18 protein-coding genes are annotated in these 19,176 nt (G+C 66.2%); 17 read left to right on the forward strand and 1 reads right to left on the reverse strand.

Annotation, left to right across the window (positions count from 1 at the left end):
- Window positions 1-33 precede the first annotated feature (33 nt).
- From sepF to GLO27_RS04770, 13 genes are all read left to right on the forward strand, one after another.
- Window positions 34-507 carry a cell division protein SepF gene (sepF, locus tag GLO27_RS04710; protein WP_017830233.1) on the forward strand — a complete coding sequence of 158 codons (474 nt, stop codon included), beginning with the start codon at window positions 34-36 and terminating at the stop codon, window positions 505-507.
- 3 nt (window positions 508-510) lie between these two features.
- Window positions 511-810, forward strand: a complete 300-nt coding sequence (locus tag GLO27_RS04715; RefSeq protein ID WP_167253885.1) for a YggT family protein — start codon at window positions 511-513, stop codon at window positions 808-810.
- A 181-nt stretch (window positions 811-991) separates the two neighbouring features.
- Window positions 992-1,579: a DivIVA domain-containing protein gene (locus GLO27_RS04720; protein WP_021201570.1), complete on the forward strand. Its 588-nt coding sequence runs from the start codon at window positions 992-994 to the stop codon at window positions 1,577-1,579.
- 9 nt (window positions 1,580-1,588) lie between these two features.
- On the forward strand, window positions 1,589-2,269 hold the full coding sequence (lspA, locus tag GLO27_RS04725; protein ID WP_046399048.1) for a signal peptidase II: 681 nt from the start codon (window positions 1,589-1,591) through the stop codon (window positions 2,267-2,269).
- Between the two features lie 2 nt (window positions 2,270-2,271).
- A complete protein-coding gene (locus GLO27_RS04730; protein ID WP_029258343.1) occupies window positions 2,272-3,192 on the forward strand; it encodes an RluA family pseudouridine synthase in 921 nt (306 codons plus the stop codon).
- A gap of 48 nt (window positions 3,193-3,240) precedes the next feature.
- Entirely contained in the window at window positions 3,241-3,840 is a 600-nt protein-coding gene (locus tag GLO27_RS04735; protein ID WP_167253887.1) for a GNAT family N-acetyltransferase, read from the forward strand.
- Window positions 3,841-3,871: 31 nt separating this feature from the next.
- The gene (locus GLO27_RS04740) at window positions 3,872-4,462 is read left to right on the forward strand and encodes a sigma-70 family RNA polymerase sigma factor (protein WP_167253889.1); all 591 of its coding nucleotides are present in this window, start codon (window positions 3,872-3,874) and stop codon (window positions 4,460-4,462) included.
- The gene (locus tag GLO27_RS04745; protein ID WP_021201565.1) at window positions 4,449-5,585 is read left to right on the forward strand and encodes a hypothetical protein; all 1,137 of its coding nucleotides are present in this window, start codon (window positions 4,449-4,451) and stop codon (window positions 5,583-5,585) included. The genes GLO27_RS04740 and GLO27_RS04745 overlap by 14 nt, the downstream gene beginning before the upstream one ends.
- Before the next feature lie 703 nt (window positions 5,586-6,288).
- Complete coding sequence (dnaE, locus tag GLO27_RS04750; RefSeq protein ID WP_021201562.1) at window positions 6,289-9,807, forward strand: DNA polymerase III subunit alpha; 3,519 nt, start codon at window positions 6,289-6,291, stop codon at window positions 9,805-9,807.
- Between the two features lie 71 nt (window positions 9,808-9,878).
- Window positions 9,879-11,129 (forward strand): hypothetical protein, encoded by a 1,251-nt coding sequence (locus GLO27_RS04755; protein ID WP_021201561.1) that lies wholly within the window; start codon window positions 9,879-9,881, stop codon window positions 11,127-11,129.
- A 1-nt stretch (window position 11,130) separates the two neighbouring features.
- The gene (gene hisD / locus GLO27_RS04760) at window positions 11,131-12,435 is read left to right on the forward strand and encodes a histidinol dehydrogenase (protein ID WP_021201560.1); all 1,305 of its coding nucleotides are present in this window, start codon (window positions 11,131-11,133) and stop codon (window positions 12,433-12,435) included.
- A gap of 10 nt (window positions 12,436-12,445) precedes the next feature.
- On the forward strand, window positions 12,446-12,916 hold the full coding sequence (gene nrdR / locus GLO27_RS04765; RefSeq protein WP_021201559.1) for a transcriptional regulator NrdR: 471 nt from the start codon (window positions 12,446-12,448) through the stop codon (window positions 12,914-12,916).
- Window positions 12,917-12,926: 10 nt separating this feature from the next.
- Window positions 12,927-13,964, forward strand: coding sequence for a quinone-dependent dihydroorotate dehydrogenase (locus GLO27_RS04770; protein WP_029258337.1), 1,038 nt, complete (start codon window positions 12,927-12,929; stop codon window positions 13,962-13,964).
- On the opposite strand, the gene GLO27_RS04775 is transcribed toward GLO27_RS04770, so the two are convergent.
- Entirely contained in the window at window positions 13,939-14,511 is a 573-nt protein-coding gene (locus tag GLO27_RS04775) for a DUF3043 domain-containing protein (protein ID WP_021201557.1), read from the reverse strand. The genes GLO27_RS04770 and GLO27_RS04775 overlap by 26 nt on opposite strands.
- Before the next feature lie 46 nt (window positions 14,512-14,557).
- On the opposite strand from GLO27_RS04775, the gene GLO27_RS04780 reads away from it, so the two are divergent.
- From GLO27_RS04780 to ctaD, 4 genes are all read left to right on the forward strand, one after another.
- Window positions 14,558-15,961 carry a dipeptidase gene (locus GLO27_RS04780; protein WP_029258336.1) on the forward strand — a complete coding sequence of 468 codons (1,404 nt, stop codon included), beginning with the start codon at window positions 14,558-14,560 and terminating at the stop codon, window positions 15,959-15,961.
- A gap of 70 nt (window positions 15,962-16,031) precedes the next feature.
- Window positions 16,032-16,394 carry an iron-sulfur cluster insertion protein ErpA gene (gene erpA, locus GLO27_RS04785; RefSeq protein WP_017830247.1) on the forward strand — a complete coding sequence of 121 codons (363 nt, stop codon included), beginning with the start codon at window positions 16,032-16,034 and terminating at the stop codon, window positions 16,392-16,394.
- A gap of 140 nt (window positions 16,395-16,534) precedes the next feature.
- Window positions 16,535-17,437, forward strand: coding sequence for a cytochrome c oxidase subunit II (coxB, locus tag GLO27_RS04790; RefSeq protein ID WP_167253891.1), 903 nt, complete (start codon window positions 16,535-16,537; stop codon window positions 17,435-17,437).
- A 3-nt stretch (window positions 17,438-17,440) separates the two neighbouring features.
- Window positions 17,441-19,174, forward strand: coding sequence for a cytochrome c oxidase subunit I (gene ctaD / locus GLO27_RS04795; RefSeq protein WP_021201554.1), 1,734 nt, complete (start codon window positions 17,441-17,443; stop codon window positions 19,172-19,174).
- Window positions 19,175-19,176: the final 2 nt, after the last annotated feature.

Raw genomic sequence — 19,176 nt, forward strand, 5'->3', positions numbered from 1 at the left:
GACCAGCCCGACACGTTCGAACCGGAGGACACGATGGGTAACCCACTGAAGAAGACCATGGTGTATCTCGGCCTCGCCGATGAAGAAGAGGTCTACGAGGAAGAGACGCAGGCGCCCGCCCGCGCTCACCGCGAGCGTGACCGTGACCGCGAGGAGCCGGCACCGGCCCCCGTCACGCCGTTGCGCCGCCCCGTCGCCGTCCGCCAGCCGTCTGCAGGAGCCGTGAACGAGATTCTCACCGTCCACCCGAAGCAGTACCGCGACGCCCAGCTGATCGCGGAGAGCTTCCGCGAGGGCGTCCCGGTCATCATCAACCTCTCGCAGATGAGCGATGCCGACGCGCGCCGCCTCATCGACTTCGCGAGTGGGCTCTCCCTCGGCCTCTACGGCCGGATCGAGCGCGTGACCTCGAAGGTGTTCCTGCTGTCGCCGGAGAACATCGCCGTATCGGGTCACGGGGGCATCGCACACGCAGACGCCGAGTCTGCGGGCTTCGACCAGTCGTAGCCCGTGCAGCTGGTCTCCGTCCTCGCGAGCATCGTCCATCTGGTGCTCCTGCTGTACATCTTCGTGTTGTTCGCGCGCCTGATCCTGGACTACATTCCGATGTTCAATCGCGAATGGCGTCCGAAGGGATTCGGGCTCGTGCTCGCCGAGGCCGTCTACACCCTCACCGATCCGCCCATCCGGTTCTTCCGGCGGATCATCCCGCCACTGCGGATCGGCTCGCTCTCGCTCGACTTCGGCTTCGCGCTGACTCTGCTGATCGTCCTGATTCTGATGAACGTCGTCGGGCTGTTCATCCGCTGAAATCCCGGCGTGTCCCCTGATCCGGTGGCTGCGACTTCTCCCACTCTGGGTGTCGTGACATCGCGGCGCCAATGCTCGGGGGCTATGCTGGCACCCAGGTGCGCGCCCCGGGTTCGCGCCACATCACGACCACGCCATACATCGATACTGGCAATCGAACTCATCGAAAGAGGAGCCACCCATGGCACTTACCCCGGATGACGTCGTCACCAAGCAGTTCCAGCACGTCCGCTTCAAGGACGGCTTCGACCCGGACGAGGTGGACGACTTCCTCGACGAGATCGTCATCGAGTGGCGCAAGGCTCTCGAGGAGAACGTGGAGCTGAAGGCCAAGCTGGCCGCGTACGAGTCCGGTGCTGCTCCTGAAGCCGCCGCGCCCGCCGCTGTCGAGGCTCCCGCCCCCGTGGCCGAGGTCCCCGCGGAGCCCGCTCCGACCGGTTCCGCGACCGCGACCGCTGGCATCATCGAACTCGCACAGCGTCTGCACGACGAGCACGTCGCCGAGGGCGAGGCGAAGCGGAACGCGCTCATCGCGGAGGCCGAGACCGAGGTCGCCCGCATCCGCACCGAGGCCGAGGCCAAGCAGCGCGAGGAGTCCGCACGACTCGAGCGCGAGCGCAACACTCTCGAGGCTCGTATCACCGAACTCCGCAACTTCGAGCGCGACTACCGCTCGCAGTTGCGCGGCTACATCGAGGGTCAGCTCCGCGAGCTCGACGAGAAGTCGACCTCCACGGACTCGACACCCGTTTCCGCGATCGGTCTGTAAGGCGCCCTCTTGTCAGGACGCCGTCCCCTTCGTCGGTCGGCGGCCGGTGCGGTCGTTGCGATTCTCGCAGCGCTCGTACTGGCCGCCGATCAGTTTGTGAAGTACCTCACGATCGAGAACCTCCCCTACCAGGAGCCGGTTCCGGTCCTGGGGGAGTTCCTTCAGCTGTACTACGTTCGCAACCCCGGGGCGGCGTTCTCCCTGGGATCCGAGGTCACCTGGATCTTCACGATCGCCCTCGCGGTCGTAGCGTGCGTGATCGTCTGGAAGGCGTTCGGGCTCAAGTCCCGCCTGTGGGCGGTCGTGCTCGGCTGTCTCCTCGGCGGAGTCCTCGGCAACCTCAGTGATCGTCTGTTTCGTGAGCCCGGCTTTCCGGTGGGGCACGTCGTCGACATGATCTCGATGCCGTGGATGATGCCGGCGATCTTCAACGTCGCCGACATCTTCATCGTGACGGGGATGATCTCGGTCGCGTTGCTCGTGGTCTTCGGCCTGCGCTTCGACGGTACGCGCGAACGCGATCACGAGATCGTCGAGACCGAGGAAGAAGCCGAAGCCGCCGCGACGGCGGCTGTCCTGGCGACCGACACGGATGACGACATGCTCGACGCCGATGCTCCCGTGCCGGTGCGTTCGACCGATGACGATTCTCCCTCGGAGGATGCGGCTCCCGCATCGGAAGGACGTTGACCGTGGAATCGCGGTCCCTGCCGGTTCCGGACGGTTTGGACGGTACCCGCGTCGACGCAGCCTTGGCGAAGCTGATGGGGTTCTCCCGCACCTTCGCTGCTGACGTCGCCGCCGCAGGGGGAGTGCGACTCGACGGCGTGACACTCGACAAGTCCGACCGCCTGCGCGCGGGCGGCTGGCTCGATGTCGAATGGCAGCCGAAAGAGGCGCCGAAGATCGTTCCCATCGCCGTGCCGGAGCTCGGCATCGTGTACGACGACGATGACATCATCGTGGTGGACAAGCCGACGGGGGTCGCCGCCCATCCGTCGGTCGGCTGGGAGGGCCCGACGGTCGTCGGAGCGCTGGAGGCCGCCGGCTTCCGCGTCGCGACGAGCGGAGCTTCCGAGCGTCAGGGGATCGTGCACCGGCTGGACGTCGGCACCAGCGGCCTCATGGTCGTCGCCAAGTCCGAGCACGCGTACACGGTCCTGAAGCAGGCGTTCAAGGACCGTACCGTCGAGAAGATCTATCACGCCGTCGTCCAAGGTCACCCCGATCCGCTTGCCGGGACCATCGATGCGCCGATCGGGCGTCACCCCAACCACTCCTGGAAGTTTGCCGTCGTGCCCGACGGGAAGCCGTCTGTCACGCACTATGAGACGCTCGAGGCGTTTCCTGGCGCGTCGCTGCTCGAGATCCACCTCGAGACGGGCCGCACGCATCAGATCCGCGTGCACATGGCTGCGCACCGCCACCCCTGTGTCGGCGACCCGCTCTACGGAGCAGACCCGACGATGTCCGCGCGGCTGGGGCTCACCCGCCAGTGGCTGCACGCGCATCAGCTCGCCTTCGCGCACCCGACGACGGGGGACTGGGTGACGTTCGAGTCCCCGTATCCCGAGGACTTCCGGCACGCACTGGACGTGCTGCGCGGAGAGTAGCCCGCGCTTCGATCGCGCGATGTCGGCCCTGTGCGCCACACTGAACCCATGACCATCGAGGTTCTGCCCGCGACGGATTTCGACGATGTCGCGACTCTCGTCGGGCCGAAGAAGCCGACGTCGAACGTGTGCTTCTGCCTGAGCTACCGCATCGGCAGCAAAGAGAACGTGGCACTGAAAGGGCAGGAGCGTTCCGATCGGGTCCGGGAACTGTGCCACCAGGATCCACCTCCTGGCGTGATCGCGTACCTCGATGACGAACCGGTGGGATGGGCGGCGCTGCATCCGCGGAACGACACGAGCTTCGCCCGCAACCGCCTCATCCCGCACGTCGACGATCTCGACGTATGGTCACTGTGGTGCTTTCGCGTGCGACCGGGCTATCGGAAGCAGGGCATCTCGCATGCGCTGATCGAGGGAGCAGTGGCCTACGCGATGGAGCGCGGCGCGCCCGCCATCGAGGGGTATCCGGTCGATAACGGCGGGGAGAAGGTCAATCTCACCATGGCGTACGTCGGCACGCGGTCGTTGTTCGAGAGCGCGGGGTTCGTGAAGGCGGCAGACACCGGTTCTGTCCTGGACGGATTCCCTCGGGTGCTGATGCGGCTCGATCTGGGTGCATCGCAGAAGTCGTCAAAGAAAGCGTGAACCGCTCGACGGCGCACGGCCAATACATAGCGTGACCACAGACAGCGAGATCATCCAGCGATCTCTCCAGCAGCCGGCGGCGTTCGCCGAGCTCTTCGACAGACATGCGCGCGCGGTCAACGCGTTCGCGACGTATCGCCTCGGCCGGCATGCTGCCGAGGACGTCCTGAGCGAGACATTCCTCGTCGCCTTCCGCCGACGCGCCGATTTCGACACGGACATCGAATCGGCGGTGCCCTGGCTTCTCGGGATCGCCTCGCGCCTGATCCGTCGCCATCGCGCGCTGGAGGCGAAGCAGTGGAAGTCGTTCGCGGCATCCATCTCCCGGCAAGAGCACTCGACGCTCGGAGATCTGGACGATGCGATGTCCCGCCTCGATGCCGAGCGCGAGGTCGAGACGCTGAAGACGCGCATCGCGGCGCTCGCGCCGAGAGATCGTGAGGCACTCCTGCTCTATGCCTGGCAGGGGATGAGCTACGACGAGGTCGCGGCGGCACTCGGCGTTCCCGTCGGTACCGTGCGATCGCGGCTGAATCGCGTCCGCAGACGGTTGGACTCCACCCGGAGGATCCAGGCATTCGAGCAGCAGCAGAAGAAGGGAGAGACCCTTGGACGTGTTTGAGAAGGTTCAGCAGACCAGGCCCGAGATCGAGGGGGCGGATGACAATCTCACTGCGGCGCGTGCCCTCCTTCTGATGGAGATCCAGAATGAACGCTCTCCTGCGCGTTCACGGGCGGCGCGGCGGCCATGGTTGATCGCCGCGGGCGCCGTCGGCGCGGCAGCTGCCGTCACCGCCGGAGTGCTCGTGGTGAGCAACATCACGGCCCCGACGCCCGTGCCGACTGTTGAGGCGGTGCCGACCCGCGTGCCGGGGCCGGTGCTCGTGCCTACTCCGATGCCGTCACCCGCGGTCTCACCGATGACGGGCCCGGAGGCGCTCCTGGGGGCAGCGAACGCGACAGCGGGCTTCACGCCACCGGTGCTCGCGCCCGGCCAGTATCTGCGGCGGGCGTGGACGTCGCAGACCCTGGGCGTGTTCGACGCCGACCTCGGCGACGCAGGGCAGCCCGGCTACGGTGCATCGCGCGCGGAAGCATCGAGTGGATGGGTCATCAGCCGCAGCGGTGCCGACTACGCGCCGGCGAACCTTCGCTCGCAGTGGTATCAGGAGTGGGGAGCTCCCGTCGCAGGTGGGGTCTACGGCGACCAGGTGCAAGGTCTTGCACAGCAGGATGAGGCGTTGCAGTCCTACGGGCCAGCGGTCGGCCTGTTCCCGTCAGATGCGCCACGGCTCCCCGAGGGCGGTGCCGAGGATGTGCTCTGGTTCTTTGAATCGTTGCCGCGTGACCCGGCCACGATGATCGCGTGGATTCACGAGTACTTGGGCGCCGACGAGCAGGGATGGGCCGATGGGAAGGTCGGGTGGCTCATCATCGGACTGCTGTCGCACAACGTCGGCGACCCGGAGATGCGTGCTGCGATGTATCGGGCGCTCAGTCTGCTCCCGGGCTCGACGGTGGGAGCCGAACAGAATGGACGACGCACGGTCACCTTCGACTCGCATCTCGGCTCCTCTGAGAGCACGGAGACATCGCTTCGGCGGTTCACGTTGACGATCGACATGGCGACGGGAATCGTGGTGGAGACCACGGACACCACGTCTGTAGGCGAGGGGGTGATCCCGGGCGACGTCCCCGACTCCCGGATGACCTTCGAGATGAGCGTGGTCGATACTCTGCCGTGACCACTTTCGAAGAGCGCTGCTTCTCACCGGTATCGATGCAGACACGAGCGTGGAGCGGAGGCGGACAACCCGTCGCCCGATGTTCGTGATCGCCGGGCGCCATGGCCGGAGTGGGCGCGGCGACCGCGGGTGTCGTGCTGATCAGCCAGATGGACGCGCCGAGCCCGCAGGTCGAGGCAGTGCCGCAGGAAACCGCGCTTCCGACGCCGCGATAGACACCGGCCCCGAGGCCCAGCACGACGTCGGGGACGACGGTCACAGAGCCGTTCCCGGGTACGACCCCGCAGTCGGGGCAGCGGCGAATCCGGGTCCGGACTCCGTGGCAGCAACGTCGCGCCTGCAGATCTCCGGCACTCCGTTCAGCACGCGCTTGACCTCGCCGGTGTCCCTGCATCGACGGCGAACGGCGTCGAGACCTACCGAATCAGGTACGAGAACGACCTACCGAATCAGGTACGGGAACACAGATCGCCGCACCGACACGGTCTCGATCGATGCCGAGGCGGGGTGGGCCACCGAGTGCACGCTGCGTTCGGATCGCGTCGATGCCGGTCCGGGGGATGTGGTCCCTCAGACCGTGCCCGACATACGCATGACGTACTCCGTGTCGATCGTCGACTCTGCCCCGTAGCGGTTTCGGATAGTGCCCTCCGGGCCCCGACACCGGCCTCCGGTGTCGGGGCCCCGCCGTAGAATCGGAGGCATGGCATCCGACTCCTTCGTCCACCTGCACGTGCACAGCGAGTACTCGATGCTCGACGGAGCGGCGAAGATCAACGCGATGACCCAGGCGGCCGCCGACTACAAGATGCCGGCCATCGCGGTGACCGATCACGGCAACACTTTCGCGGCTTTCGAGTTCTACAAGGCGGCCAATGCCGCGGGTGTCAAGCCGATCATCGGGCTCGAGGCCTATGTCACTCCCGGCACGCACCGCAGTGACAAGACGCGCGTGCAGTGGGGCTCGCCCGATCAGAAGAGCGACGACGTCTCGGGTTCCGGTGCGTACACCCACATGACCATGTGGAGTCAGAGCACCGAGGGCATGCACAACCTGTTCCGGCTCAGCTCCCGGTCGAGCATGGAGGGCTACTACTTCAAGCCGCGCATGGACCGCGAGCTGCTGCAGACCTATTCCAAAGGACTGATCGCGACCACCGGATGCCCGTCAGGCGAGATCCAGACGCGCCTGCGTCTCGGACAGTACGACGCTGCGCGCGCGGCCGCGGCCGAGTTCCAGGACCTGTTCGGCAAAGAGAACTACTTCGCCGAGATCATGGACCACGGTCTGTCCATCGAGCGACGCGTGATGACTGATCTCCTCCGTCTCTCGAAGGACCTGAACATCCCGCTGGTCGCCACCAACGACTCTCACTACACGCACCAGCACGAGGCCGACGCGCACGAGGCGCTCCTGTGCGTGCAGTCGGGATCGACGATGGACGACCCGAACCGGTTCAAGTTCGACGGCGACGGGTACTACATCAAGACCGCGGCCGAGATGCGCCAACTGTTCCGCGACCACCCCGAAGCCTGTGACAACACGCTGCTGATCGCCGAGCGCTGCGAGGTCGAGTTCAACACCTCGGCCAACTACATGCCGCGCTTCCCTGTGCCCGACGGCGAGACCGAGGACAGCTGGCTCATCAAGGAGGTGGAGGCCGGCCTGCACTACCGATATCCCGGCGGCATCCCCGACAAGGTGCGCAAGCAGGCCGAGTACGAGACCGGCATCATCCTGCAGATGGGCTTCCCGGGATACTTCCTCGTCGTCGCCGACTTCATCAACTGGGCCAAGGACAACGGCATCCGCGTGGGCCCCGGCCGTGGCTCGGGTGCCGGCTCGATGGTCGCGTACGCGATGAAGATCACCGACCTCGACCCGCTCGAGCACGGACTCATCTTCGAGCGCTTCCTCAACCCCGACCGTGTCTCCATGCCCGACTTCGACGTCGACTTCGATGACCGGCGCCGCGGCGAGGTCATCGACTACGTCACGGAGAAGTACGGATCCGAGCGCGTCGCGCAGATCGTCACGTACGGAACGATCAAGTCCAAGCAGGCGCTGAAGGACGCCGGTCGAGTGCTCGGCTTCCCGTTCAGCATGGGGGAGCGCCTCACCAAGGCGATGCCGCCGCCCGTGATGGGCAAGGACATGCCCCTTGACGGCATGTTCGACTCTGCTCACCCGAGGTACAAGGAGGCGAGCGAGTTCAGGACCCTGATCGAGACGGATCCCGAGGCGAAGACGGTCTTCGACCGCGCGCTGGGTCTCGAAGGGCTGAAGCGCCAGTGGGGCGTGCACGCCGCCGGCGTGATCATGTCGTCCGATCCGCTCCTCGACATCATTCCGATCATGCGCCGCGAGCAGGACGGGCAGATCGTCACGCAGTTCGACTACCCGTCGTGCGAGTCCCTCGGTCTGATCAAGATGGACTTCCTGGGGCTCCGGAACCTCACGATCATCTCGGATGCGCTCGACAACATCCGCACGAACCGTGGCGAAGAGCTCGACCTCGAACATCTCGGTCTCGACGACCCCGGCGTGTACCAGCTGCTCGCGCGCGGCGACACCCTGGGCGTCTTCCAGCTCGACAGCCCGCCGCTGCGTTCGCTCATGCGTCTGATGAAGCCCGACAACTTCGGTGACATCTCGGCCCTCATCGCCCTGTATCGGCCGGGTCCCATGGGAGCCAACTCGCACACGAACTATGCGCTGCGCAAGAACGGGGTGCAGGAGATCACGCCGATCCACCCCGAGCTGGAGGCGCCGCTCGCCGAGATCCTGGAGGAGTCCTACGGGCTCATCATCTACCAGGAGCAGGTCATGGCCATCGCCCAGGCGGTCGCGGGGTTCAGCCTCGGACAGGCAGACATCCTGCGTCGAGCGATGGGCAAGAAGAAGAAGTCCGAGCTCGACAAGCAGTACGAAGGCTTCGCGGGCGGTATGACCGAGCGCGGATTCGGCGAGGCGGCCATCAAGGCGCTGTGGGACATCCTGCTGCCCTTTTCGGACTACGCCTTCAACAAAGCCCACTCCGCCGCATACGGTCTCGTCTCGTATTGGACCGCATACCTCAAGGCGCACTACCCCGCCGAGTACATGGCGGCGCTGCTCACCAGCGTCGGCGACTCCAAGGACAAGATGGCGCTTTACCTGAATGAGTGCCGCCGCATGGGCATCAAGGTCCTTCCGCCCGATGTCTCCGACTCGATCAACTTCTTCGCGGCCGTCGGCGACGACATCCGCTTCGGCCTCGGCGCCGTCCGCAACGTCGGTAGCAACGTCGTCGAAGGGATCGTGCAGGCCCGCAAGGACGAGCGCTTCACCTCGTTCCACCATTTCCTCGAGAAGGTTCCGCTGCACGTCTCGAACAAGCGCACGGTCGAGTCGCTGATCAAGGCCGGCGCCTTCGACTCGATGGGCGACTCCCGTCGAGCGCTCATGGAGGTGCATGAAGACGCGGTGGAGGCCGCCGTCGATCGCAAGCGCAACGAGGCACAGGGCGCCATCGGGTTCGACTTCGACAGCCTCTACGACGGCATGGACGAGGTGGCTCCCGCCAAGGTCCCCGCCCGCCCCGAGTGGATCAAGAAGGACAAGCTCGCTTTCGAACGCGAGATGCTCGGTCTCTACGTGTCCGACCACCCCTTGGCCGGGCTCGAGGTGCCTCTCGCGAAGCATGCCTCGATCTCGATCCACGACCTCAATAACTCCGAAGACCTGCAGGACGGCGACCAGGTGACGGTGGCCGGGCTCGTCACCAGCGTGCAGCACCGCGTCGCCAAGGCGAGCGGAAATCCCTACGGCATGATCACCGTCGAGGATTTCAACGGTGAGGTCACCGTGATGTTCATGGGAAAGACCTACACCGAGTTCCAGCACACGCTGCAGCAGGATGCGATTCTCGCAGTCCGCGGGCGCGTGTCCCGGCGCGATGACGGACTCAACCTGCACGCGCAGTCGGCTTTCGCCCCGGATGTGGGGTCCTTCGACGCGGCGGGTCCCTTGGCCCTCGTCCTCGCCGAGCAGCGCGCGACAGAGCGGGTGATGATGGAGCTCGCAGAGGTGCTGCGACGGCACAACGGCGACACCGAAGTGCTGCTTCGGGTGCATCGCGGGGGCACCGCGAAGGTGTTCGAGGTGCCCATGCCGGTCAAGGTGTCCGCAGACCTGTTCGGTGACCTCAAGTCACTGCTCGGACCCACCTGTCTGGGGTGAGCGGGTAGGATCGTGAGCCGTCGGCAGCACGACGAATCCACCCGTCGAGCCCTGTGACGAAAGGACCACGCATGAGCACGGATCTCCCCGAATCGGACACCGAGGACATCGTCTTCGGCGACGATGACGGCGTCCTCTACGACGAAGAGGTCACGCCGGAGTTCGGCATCCTCGGCTTCACACTGCGTGAGTTGCTGATCGTGGGCGTCTGGTTGCTGTCCTTCGTCTTCTCCTTCTTCCCGCTGATCGGCGACCTCTCGCTGTGGGGCGTCGGCATCCAATGGATACTCCCGATCGCGCTCCCGACTGTCGCCGTCTTCCTTCTCGTGCTGCGCCGCTTCTCGCCCGACGGCATCCGCAGGGTCGGTTCGCTGGGCATCGATCAGTTCGCCTCGGTCGCGTTCTCCGTGTCAGCGGTGGTCTGGGCCGGCAGCCTGTGGCTCGCGATCTCTGCACTCGTCTCCGGAGGCACGTGGAGCCTTCCGTGGAACGGGGTGGCCCTGGTGATCACCTCTCTGGCCCTCGTCGTCCTCACCGTGTTCGCTCCGATCATCCCGGGGCTGAAGGAAGACTTCCACGGTCGCCTGGTGACTCTCGCGCACCGCAACGCGAATCCGGTGCGTCCGGTCATCGCGCGGCCGCGTCCTGAGCCTGCGCCGGCAGCGGAAGAACCGTCCGGCGAGTCGGCCGAGGCATCGCCTGCGGGGTCCGACTCGTCCGCATCCCTCGAGGGGGCAGAGGCGCAGGCCGACGGCCGGACAGATGTCATCGTCGATGGTGCGACGCCAGCGCTCGTGGTCCCGCTCGATGTCGAGCCCTCCGGGAGGCAGGCGACCGACGAGATCGCCCGATTCGACCTCGCCGAGCAGGTGCCCCTCACTGCCCACGCCTCGGGCGGCGGCATCGGTACCGAGCAGGAGTCCTCGGATGAGGAGTATGTGCCCGCCTACTCGCGTCGTTCGCGCGGTCAGGAACCCGAGATCGTCTCGGACACCGGGAGCATCGAATCGCTTCTGGAGACGGCGGCGACTTATGAGACCGACGTCGTTGCGGAAGAGCCGGCGCCGCTGGTGTTGGAGGGCGTCTCCGACGCCGACCTCGAAGCGACCAACCCTCGCGAGGCGGCCCCCGCCGCTCAACCGTTCTGGATCCTCGCTCCCTCGGAGCGCGATGTCCACGACGAGCGTGGTGAACCGCTGTTCCGCATCGGCCCGAGCGCGTGGGCACTGGTGATCGAAGATCGTGGGGGTGCGTTCGTCGTGCGACATGACGACGGACGGATCGGCTACCTCCACGACATCTCCGACATCACTAAGGGCTGAAATGCGCACCATAGACCTGCGAGGGCGCGAGCTCTCGCCCGCAGGCATGCTCGCCGCGGTACCCCGGGCCACCCAGGCGCGTGCCGAAGCGCTCGATACCGCTGCGCGGATCGTCGAGGACGTGCGCGACCGTGGCGAGGACGCTCTTCGCGAGCAGGCCGAACGATTCGACGCCGTCACGGATCACGCCGTACGAGTGCCCGCCGAGCACATCACCGCAGCGCTGGCTGAACTCGCCCCCGAGGTCAGAGGCGCGCTCGAGGAGGCGATCCGCCGAGTGCGTCTGGCCTCCGCCGCGCAGGTTCCGGCAACACAGGTCACCCGGATCGGGGACGGGGCCGTCATCACGCAGCGGTGGCAGCCAGTGCACCGCGTGGGGGTCTACATCCCCGGCGGCAAGGCCGTCTACCCGTCCAGCGTGATCATGAACGTCGTGCCCGCGCAGATCGCCGGGGTCGAGCAGATCGCGTTGGCATCGCCGCCGCAGTCGGATCAGGGCGGGCGGATTCACCCGACCATCCTCGCGGCGGCGGCTCTGCTGGGAGTGACGGAGGTATACGCGATGGGCGGTGCCGGAGCGATCGGCGCCCTGGCCTACGGTGTGCCGTCACTGGATCTCGATCCCGTCGATGTCGTCTCCGGTCCCGGCAACAACTACGTCGCGTCCGCGAAGCGCGCGGTCGCCGGTGTGGTCGGCACGGACTCGGAGGCCGGGGCGACCGAGATCCTCGTCGTCGCGGATTCCCACGCGGATCCGCGACTCATCGCCGCCGATCTCGTGAGCCAGGCTGAGCACGACGAGCAGGCGTCCGCGGTGCTGGTCACCGATGCGGCCGAGCTCGCCGAACAGGTCGCCGTCGAGGTGGAGCGCATGGCTGCGAGAACCCGCCACAGTGAGCGTGTCGCCGCCGCTCTCTCGGGACCGCAGTCCGCGATCGTCCTCGTGGATGACAGGGCCATGGCCACGGCGTTCAGCAACGCCTACGCGCCGGAGCACCTCGAGCTGCACCTCGTCGACGCCGAGGATGCCGCCGCCGACTTCACCAGTGCCGGTGCCGTGTTCGTCGGCGACCAGACGCCGGTCAGCCTCGGAGACTACATGGCGGGCAGCAACCACGTGCTGCCGACCGGGGGACAGGCGCGTTACGCCCCGGGTCTCGGGTCGTACACGTTCCTCCGTCCGCAGCAGGTCATCTCTTACGACAGGGCTGCGCTGGCTGCCGTGCGTGCCGGAGTCGTCGCCCTCGCCGACACCGAGGTGCTCCCCGCGCACGGTGAAGCGATCGAGGCCCGTTTCACCGCGTAGGATCGGTCAGATGCACTGCCCCTTCTGTCGACACCCCGACTCCCGCGTCATCGATTCACGCACCAGCGACGACGGGCTCTCGATCAGGCGCCGTCGACAGTGCCCGGAGTGCGGTGGCCGTTTCACGACGACCGAGACCGCGAGCCTCAACGTGATCAAGCGTTCCGGCGTGATGGAGCCGTTCAGTCGCGAGAAGGTCATCACGGGCGTGCGGAAGGCATGCCAGGGCCGTCCGGTCACGGAGGGCGACCTCGCCGTGCTCGCACAGCGCGTGGAAGAGGCCGTGCGCCAGACCGGTGTCTCGCAGCTCGACACCAACGAGATCGGTCTCGCGATCCTCGGCCCGCTGCGTGAACTCGATGAGGTCGCGTTCCTGCGCTTCGCCAGCGTCTACCAGGCGTTCGACTCCCTCGAGGACTTCGAGGCCGCGATCACCGATCTGCGTGCCGACCACACGAAGAGGGAGTCCGAGGAGCGGTAATCTGGCAGGGATGTATCCGCTGCTCTTCCGCGCTGTCCTCTCGCGCTTCGATCCCGAGTTCGCCCACCACGCCGGCATGGCGGTGATCCGCGTTCTCGGCGTGCCCCCGTTCTCGTGGGCCACGCGTGCGATCACCCATCCCGACCCGTCGCTGCGCGTCGAAGCGCTCGGTCTCACGTTCCCGTCACCGTTCGGCGTCGCCGCAGGTTTCGACAAGAACGCGGTGGGTGTGCGGGGACTCGCGGCTCTCGGCTTCGGGCACGTGGAAGTCGGCACCGTGACCGCGATACCGCAGGATGGCAACCCGAAGCCGCGGCTCTTCCGTCTCATCGCGGACCGTGCCGTGATCAATCGGATGGGCTTCAACAACGCGGGTGCGGATGCAGCGGCACGTCGTCTCGCACGCCTGCGTCGCGGGGCTCCCGACACGATCATCGGCGTCAACATCGGCAAGAGCCGAGTCGTCGAGGTCGAGGATGCGACGGCCGACTACGTGGCCTCGGCGGCGCGGCTGGCTCCGCTCGCCGACTATCTGGCCGTGAACGTGTCGTCTCCGAACACCCCGGGCCTTCGGGGACTGCAGGCCGTCGAAACGCTCGCGCCGCTGTTGCGTGCCGTGCGCGAGGCAGCCGGGGCCACTCCGCTGCTCGTCAAGATCGCACCGGACCTCTCTGACGAGGAGATCACGGCGATCGCGCAGATGGCGGTAGCCGAGGGGCTCGCAGGAATCATCGCTCACAACACCACGATCAGCCGAGACGGGCTGCTCACGGATGCCGCCACAGTCGAGGCTGCCGGAGCGGGAGGTCTGTCCGGAGCGCCGTTGAAGAAGCGCTCGCTCGAAGTGCTCCGCGTGGTGCGCGAAGCGGTTCCTTCCGACTTCTGCGTGATCGCCGTCGGGGGAGTGGAGACGCCGTCCGACGTGCAGGAGCGCCTCGATGCGGGGGCGACCCTCGTGCAGGGCTACACCGCTTTCCTGTACCGCGGTCCGTTCTGGGGCCGCGAGATCAACAGGGGACTGCTCAGTCGGGGTACTGGCCGCGCTTGACCTGCGGCTTCGGCAGACGCATGAAGCGCATCTGGAGCGCGCGCATCGCGGCGTACCATCCGAGGCCGCGCTCGAGGCGATCCTTGCCGAACTTCGCCGCGGCCTTGCGCTTGACCCGCATGCCGAGCAGGACCATGCCGCCGATGGCGATGACGAGGTAGCCCATCATGACGATGTAGGCGTAGAACGAGATGACCGTGTTGGCCGGAACGAGCGAGGCGAGGATGACCAGCACCATCACTCCCATCACGAACTCGGCCGGGTGCCAGCCGGCGTCCACGTAGTCGCGCGCCCAACGGCGCTGCGGGCCCTTGTCGCGGACGGGGAGGTACTTCTCCTCGCCGGCGGCCATGCCGGCCTGGGCGCGGGCACGACGTTCGTTGAGGTCCGCCTTCGCGGCCGCCTTCGCTTCCTTGGTGTTGGCGACCAGGGGGCGGCGACGTGCTGCCTCTTGCTCCGCACGGGTCGGCGTCGCGCGCCCCTTGCCGACGGCAGTCGTCTCGGGGGCGTCGTCGTTCGTGGAAGGGGAGGTAGGGGTAGTGGACACGGAGTTCCTCGGTTCGCCGGCGGGGGATCACCTTAAGATTACTCGCATGACCTCTCCTGTTCCTCCCCGTGAGTCCGATGCCGCCGTCCTCGAGGCGGTGGCGACCGGAATCCCCGCAGCGCTGTCGGATCTCGGTCACCTCGTTCGCATTCCGGGTATGGCCTGGCCCGCGTTCGATCAGACCCAGCTGCAACGCAGTGCGGATGCCGTGGCGGCCCTGGCATCGGACACGGGGGTCTTCGACGAGGTGCGCGTGCTCCGCGCAGCGATCCCGGGCACCGAGGAGCAGGGACAGCCGGCCGTCCTCGCCACCCGCGCGGCACGCAACGGCAAGCCCACCATCCTGCTCTATGCGCACCACGACGTGCAGCCTCCTGGGGATGACGCCCTGTGGGAGACGCCGCCGTTCGAGCCGACCGTACGCGACGGGCGTCTCTACGGGCGTGGAGCGGCAGACGACAAGGCCGGGATCATGTCGCACATCGCCTCGATCCGTGCGGTGAGCGAGGTGCTCGGCGATGACCTCGAGCTCGGTATCGCGATGTTCATCGAGGGCGAAGAGGAGTATGGATCCCGTTCATTCGCCCAGTTCCTCTCCGACAACAAGGATGCGCTCCGCGCTGATGCCATCGTGGTCGCCGATTCCGGCAACTGGGATTCCGTGACTCCTGGTCTCACCGTCTCCCTCCGCGGCAACGCGCGCTTCACGATGCGCGTGCGCACCCTGGACCACGCCTCGCACTCCGGGATGTTCGGTGGCGCGGTGCCCGACGCGATGATGGCGACCGTCACGCTGCTGTCCACGCTGTGGAACGCCGACGGCTCGGTGGCGGTCGAGGGGATGACGGAGCGCGATGCGCCGACGCCGGACTACACCGAGGCGACTCTGCGCGATGAGGCCGGACTTCTGCCCGGCACCACTCCGATCGGTGACGGGACGATCCTCAGCCGCATCTGGAACAAGCCGTCGGTCACGGTGATCGGTATCGATGCCACGAGCGTCGCGGCGGCGTCCAACACGTTGCTCCCCGAGGTGACCGTCGTGATCAGCGCTCGCGTCGCCCCCGGGCAGACCGGTCAGGAAGCCTACGACGCACTCGAGGGTCATCTTCGCGCGCATGCGCCGTTCGGAGCAGAGCTCACGTTCTCGGATGTCGATCTCGGCGACGGCTTCCTGGTGGACACGAGCGGCTGGGCGGTCGCTCTGACCCGCGACGCCATGCGTGACGGCTACGGAGTCGCTCCGGTCGATCTGGGCGTGGGGGGATCGATCCCCTTCATCGCCGATCTGGTGCGAGAGTTCCCGGCCGCACAGATCCTGGTCACCGGTGTCGAAGATCCCCATTCGCGGGCACACAGCCCGAACGAGTCGCTGCACCTCGACACGTTCCGTCATGCGGTCGCGACCGAGGCGCTGCTGCTGGCCCGCATGAATGAGGCGGAACTCTGAGCCTCACAGCATCTGCGGCGGTAGAATCATCCGAGAAGCCGTGCATCTGCGGCCCGTCACAAGGAGCGACATGAGCGACACCACACTCTCCCCAGAGACCACCCGCGCACACGGCGTCACCCTGACCGACGCTGCTGCCACGAAGGTGAAGAACCTCCTCGAGCAGGAAGGCCGCGACGACCTTCGTCTGCGTGTCGCCGTGCAGCCGGGCGGATGCTCGGGCCTGATCTACCAGCTGTACTTCGACGAGCGCTATCTCGAGGGCGACGAGACGGTCGACTTCGACGGCGTCGAGGTGATCATCGACAACATGAGCGTCCCGTACCTCGACGGTGCGGCGATCGACTTCAAGGACACGATCTCCGAGCAGGGGTTCACGATCGACAACCCCAATGCAGCGGGCAGCTGCGCCTGCGGCGACAGCTTCCACTGATCCTCGCTCTGCCGACTCGGCCGCCGTCACCATCGGTGACGGCGGCCGTTCTGGTTCCACAACCTGCGTGGATGGCATGAATCAGGTGTGAGGTTGCCCTAGACTTGGGTGTGCTCTGTTCGCGATCTGAAAGGTGCATCGTGCCCTCGAAACGCAGCCTTCGTTGGGCCGCCCTCCCTGTGGGAGTTGCGGCAACCTTGGCCCTGGCGGGATGCTCTCCCACCGAGCTGAACGGCTTTCTTCCGGGCTTCGTGGAGGGTGGACCCGCGGCCACCAACCAGACCGAGCGTGTCTCGTCGCTCTGGGTCAACTCGTGGATCGTGCTTCTCGCCGTCGGCATCATCACCTGGGGCCTGATGGCTTGGGCGGCGATCGCCTACCGCCGTCGCAAGGGCCAGACCGGTCTCCCGGTGCAGATGCGCTACAACATGCCGATCGAGATCTTCTACACGATCGTGCCGCTCATCCTGGTTCTGGGCATGTTCTTCTTCACCGCCCGCGATCAGACGGAGATCGAGGCCAAGTGGGACGAGCCCGACGTCGAGATCACCGCCATCGCGAAGCAGTGGGCGTGGGACTTCCAGTACGACGGTGACGAGAAGGACAACTCCGACGCCGTGTGGACCATGGGCATCCAGGCCCAGCCCGACAAGGACGGCAACATCGATCAGGCGCAGCTGCCGACACTGGTGCTGCCGGTCGACAAGAAGGTCACGATCAACCTTCAGTCGCGCGACGTCATCCACTCCTTCTGGATCATCGACTTCCTGTACAAGAAGGACATGTTCATCGGGAAGGACAACTCCTGGTCGTTCATCCCCACCCGTGAGGGCGAGTACGCCGGCAAGTGCGCCGAGCTCTGCGGTGAGTACCACTCGATGATGCTCTTCAACGTGAAGGTCGTCTCGCAGAGCGAGTACGACTCCTACCTCGCGTCGCTCGAGGAGCAGGGCAACACCGGTGACATCACCGGCGCCTACGACCGTCTCTCGAACCTTCCGGGGACCACCCCGAAGACCGACACCGAGGAAGGAGGGGAGTAAGCCATGTCGACCACAGAAGCTCCCCGTACCGACGAGTCTCCCCGCTCGCGTCCCCAGACTCTGCCCGCACGCCAGGCCGCTCTCATGAGCTCCTCGCGCGTCGAGCAGAAGGGCAACATCGTCGTCAAGTGGATCACCTCCACCGACCACAAGACCATCGGGTACATGTACCTGATCGCGTCGGTGATGTTCTTCCTCCTCGGCGGTGTGATGGCACTCGTCATCCGTGCCGAGCTGTTCGCGCCGGGTATGCAGATCATCCCGACCAAGGAGCAGTACAACCAGCTGTTCACGATGCACGGCACGATCATGCTGCTGATGTTCGCGACGCCGCTGTTCGCCGGCTTCGCCAACGCGATCCTGCCCTTGCAGATCGGCGCCCCTGACGTCGCCTTCCCGCGTCTGAACGCCTTCGCCTTCTGGCTCTTCCTGTTCGGCTCCACGATCGCGGTGGCCGGCTTCCTCACCCCGCAGGGCGCGGCATCCTTCGGGTGGTTCGCCTATCAGCCGTTGGCAGGGGCATCGTTCTCGCCGGGTGCGGGTGGAAACCTCTGGATGGTGGGTCTCGGCATCTCCGGATTCGGAACGATCCTCGGTGCCGTCAACTTCATCACCACGATCATCACGATGCGTGCCCCCGGCATGACGATGTGGCGCATGCCGATCTTCTCGTGGAACACGCTCATCACGAGCCTCCTGATCCTGATGGCGTTCCCGGTGCTTGCCGCAGCCATCTTCGCCGCGGCAGCCGACCGCATCCTCGGTGCTCACATCTACGACCCGGCCAACGGCGGCGTTCTGCTCTGGCAGCACCTGTTCTGGTTCTTCGGTCACCCCGAGGTGTACATCATCGCGCTGCCGTTCTTCGGTATCGTCTCCGAGATCTTCCCGGTCTTCAGCCGCAAGCCGATCTTCGGATACAAGACCCTCGTCTACGCGACGATCGCCATCGCTGCTCTCTCGGTCGCGGTGTGGGCTCACCACATGTATGTGACGGGCTCGGTCCTGCTGCCGTTCTTCGCGCTCATGACGATGCTGATCGCCGTGCCGACGGGTGTGAAGATCTTCAACTGGATCGGTACCCTCTGGCGAGGGTCGGTCACCTTCGAGACTCCGATGGTCTTCGCTCTCGGGTTCCTCGTGTCGTTCGTCTTCGGTGGTCTGACCGGTGTCATCCTCGCGGCTCCGCCGCTGGACTTCGCCCTCTCCGACTCGTACTTCGTGGTCGCCCACTTCCACTACGTGGTGTTCGGAACCGTGGTGTTCGCCATGTTCGCCGGCTTCTACTTCTGGTGGCCGAAGTGGACCGGACGCATGCTGAACGAGCGTCTCGGCTACGTGCACTTCTGGCTTCTGTTCATCGGTTTCCACATGACCTTCCTCATCCAGCACTGGCTGGGCGTCGACGGCATGGTGCGTCGTTACGCCGACTACTCGGAGGCCGACGGATGGACCTGGCAGAACCAGGTCTCGACGATCGGTGCCATCATCCTGGGCGCTTCGATGCTGCCGTTCTTCCTGAACGTCTGGATCACCGCCCGCAAGGCGCCGAAGGTCACGGTCAACGACCCGTGGGGCTACGGCGGATCGCTCGAGTGGGCGACGTCCTGCCCGCCCCCGCGTCACAACTTCACGTCGATCCCGCGCATCCGCAGCGAGCGGCCTGCGTTCGACCTGAATCACCCGGAGGCTGCGGAGTTCGCCACGACGGCTCCCGGCGAGCGAGAGGCCCACTAAGT

It is taken from the genome of Microbacterium sp. Be9, from assembly GCF_011754135.1.
GTDB classification, from domain to species: domain Bacteria; phylum Actinomycetota; class Actinomycetes; order Actinomycetales; family Microbacteriaceae; genus Microbacterium; species Microbacterium maritypicum_A.

Excerpts from the sequence above, each read along its gene's own strand:
- GLO27_RS04735 (WP_167253887.1), top strand. The coding sequence starts at position 3,241 with ATGACCATCGAGGTTCTGCCCGCGACGGATTTCGACGATGTCGCGACT.
- erpA (WP_017830247.1), top strand. The coding sequence starts at position 16,032 with ATGAGCGACACCACACTCTCCCCAGAGACCACCCGCGCACACGGCGTC.
- GLO27_RS04755 (WP_021201561.1), top strand. The coding sequence starts at position 9,879 with ATGAGCACGGATCTCCCCGAATCGGACACCGAGGACATCGTCTTCGGC.
- dnaE (WP_021201562.1), top strand. The coding sequence starts at position 6,289 with ATGGCATCCGACTCCTTCGTCCACCTGCACGTGCACAGCGAGTACTCG.
- GLO27_RS04770 (WP_029258337.1), top strand. The coding sequence starts at position 12,927 with ATGTATCCGCTGCTCTTCCGCGCTGTCCTCTCGCGCTTCGATCCCGAG.
- hisD (WP_021201560.1), top strand. The coding sequence starts at position 11,131 with ATGCGCACCATAGACCTGCGAGGGCGCGAGCTCTCGCCCGCAGGCATG.
- sepF (WP_017830233.1), top strand. The coding sequence starts at position 34 with ATGGGTAACCCACTGAAGAAGACCATGGTGTATCTCGGCCTCGCCGAT.
- GLO27_RS04780 (WP_029258336.1), top strand. The coding sequence starts at position 14,558 with ATGACCTCTCCTGTTCCTCCCCGTGAGTCCGATGCCGCCGTCCTCGAG.
- GLO27_RS04720 (WP_021201570.1), top strand. The coding sequence starts at position 992 with ATGGCACTTACCCCGGATGACGTCGTCACCAAGCAGTTCCAGCACGTC.
- nrdR (WP_021201559.1), top strand. The coding sequence starts at position 12,446 with ATGCACTGCCCCTTCTGTCGACACCCCGACTCCCGCGTCATCGATTCA.
- ctaD (WP_021201554.1), top strand. The coding sequence starts at position 17,441 with ATGTCGACCACAGAAGCTCCCCGTACCGACGAGTCTCCCCGCTCGCGT.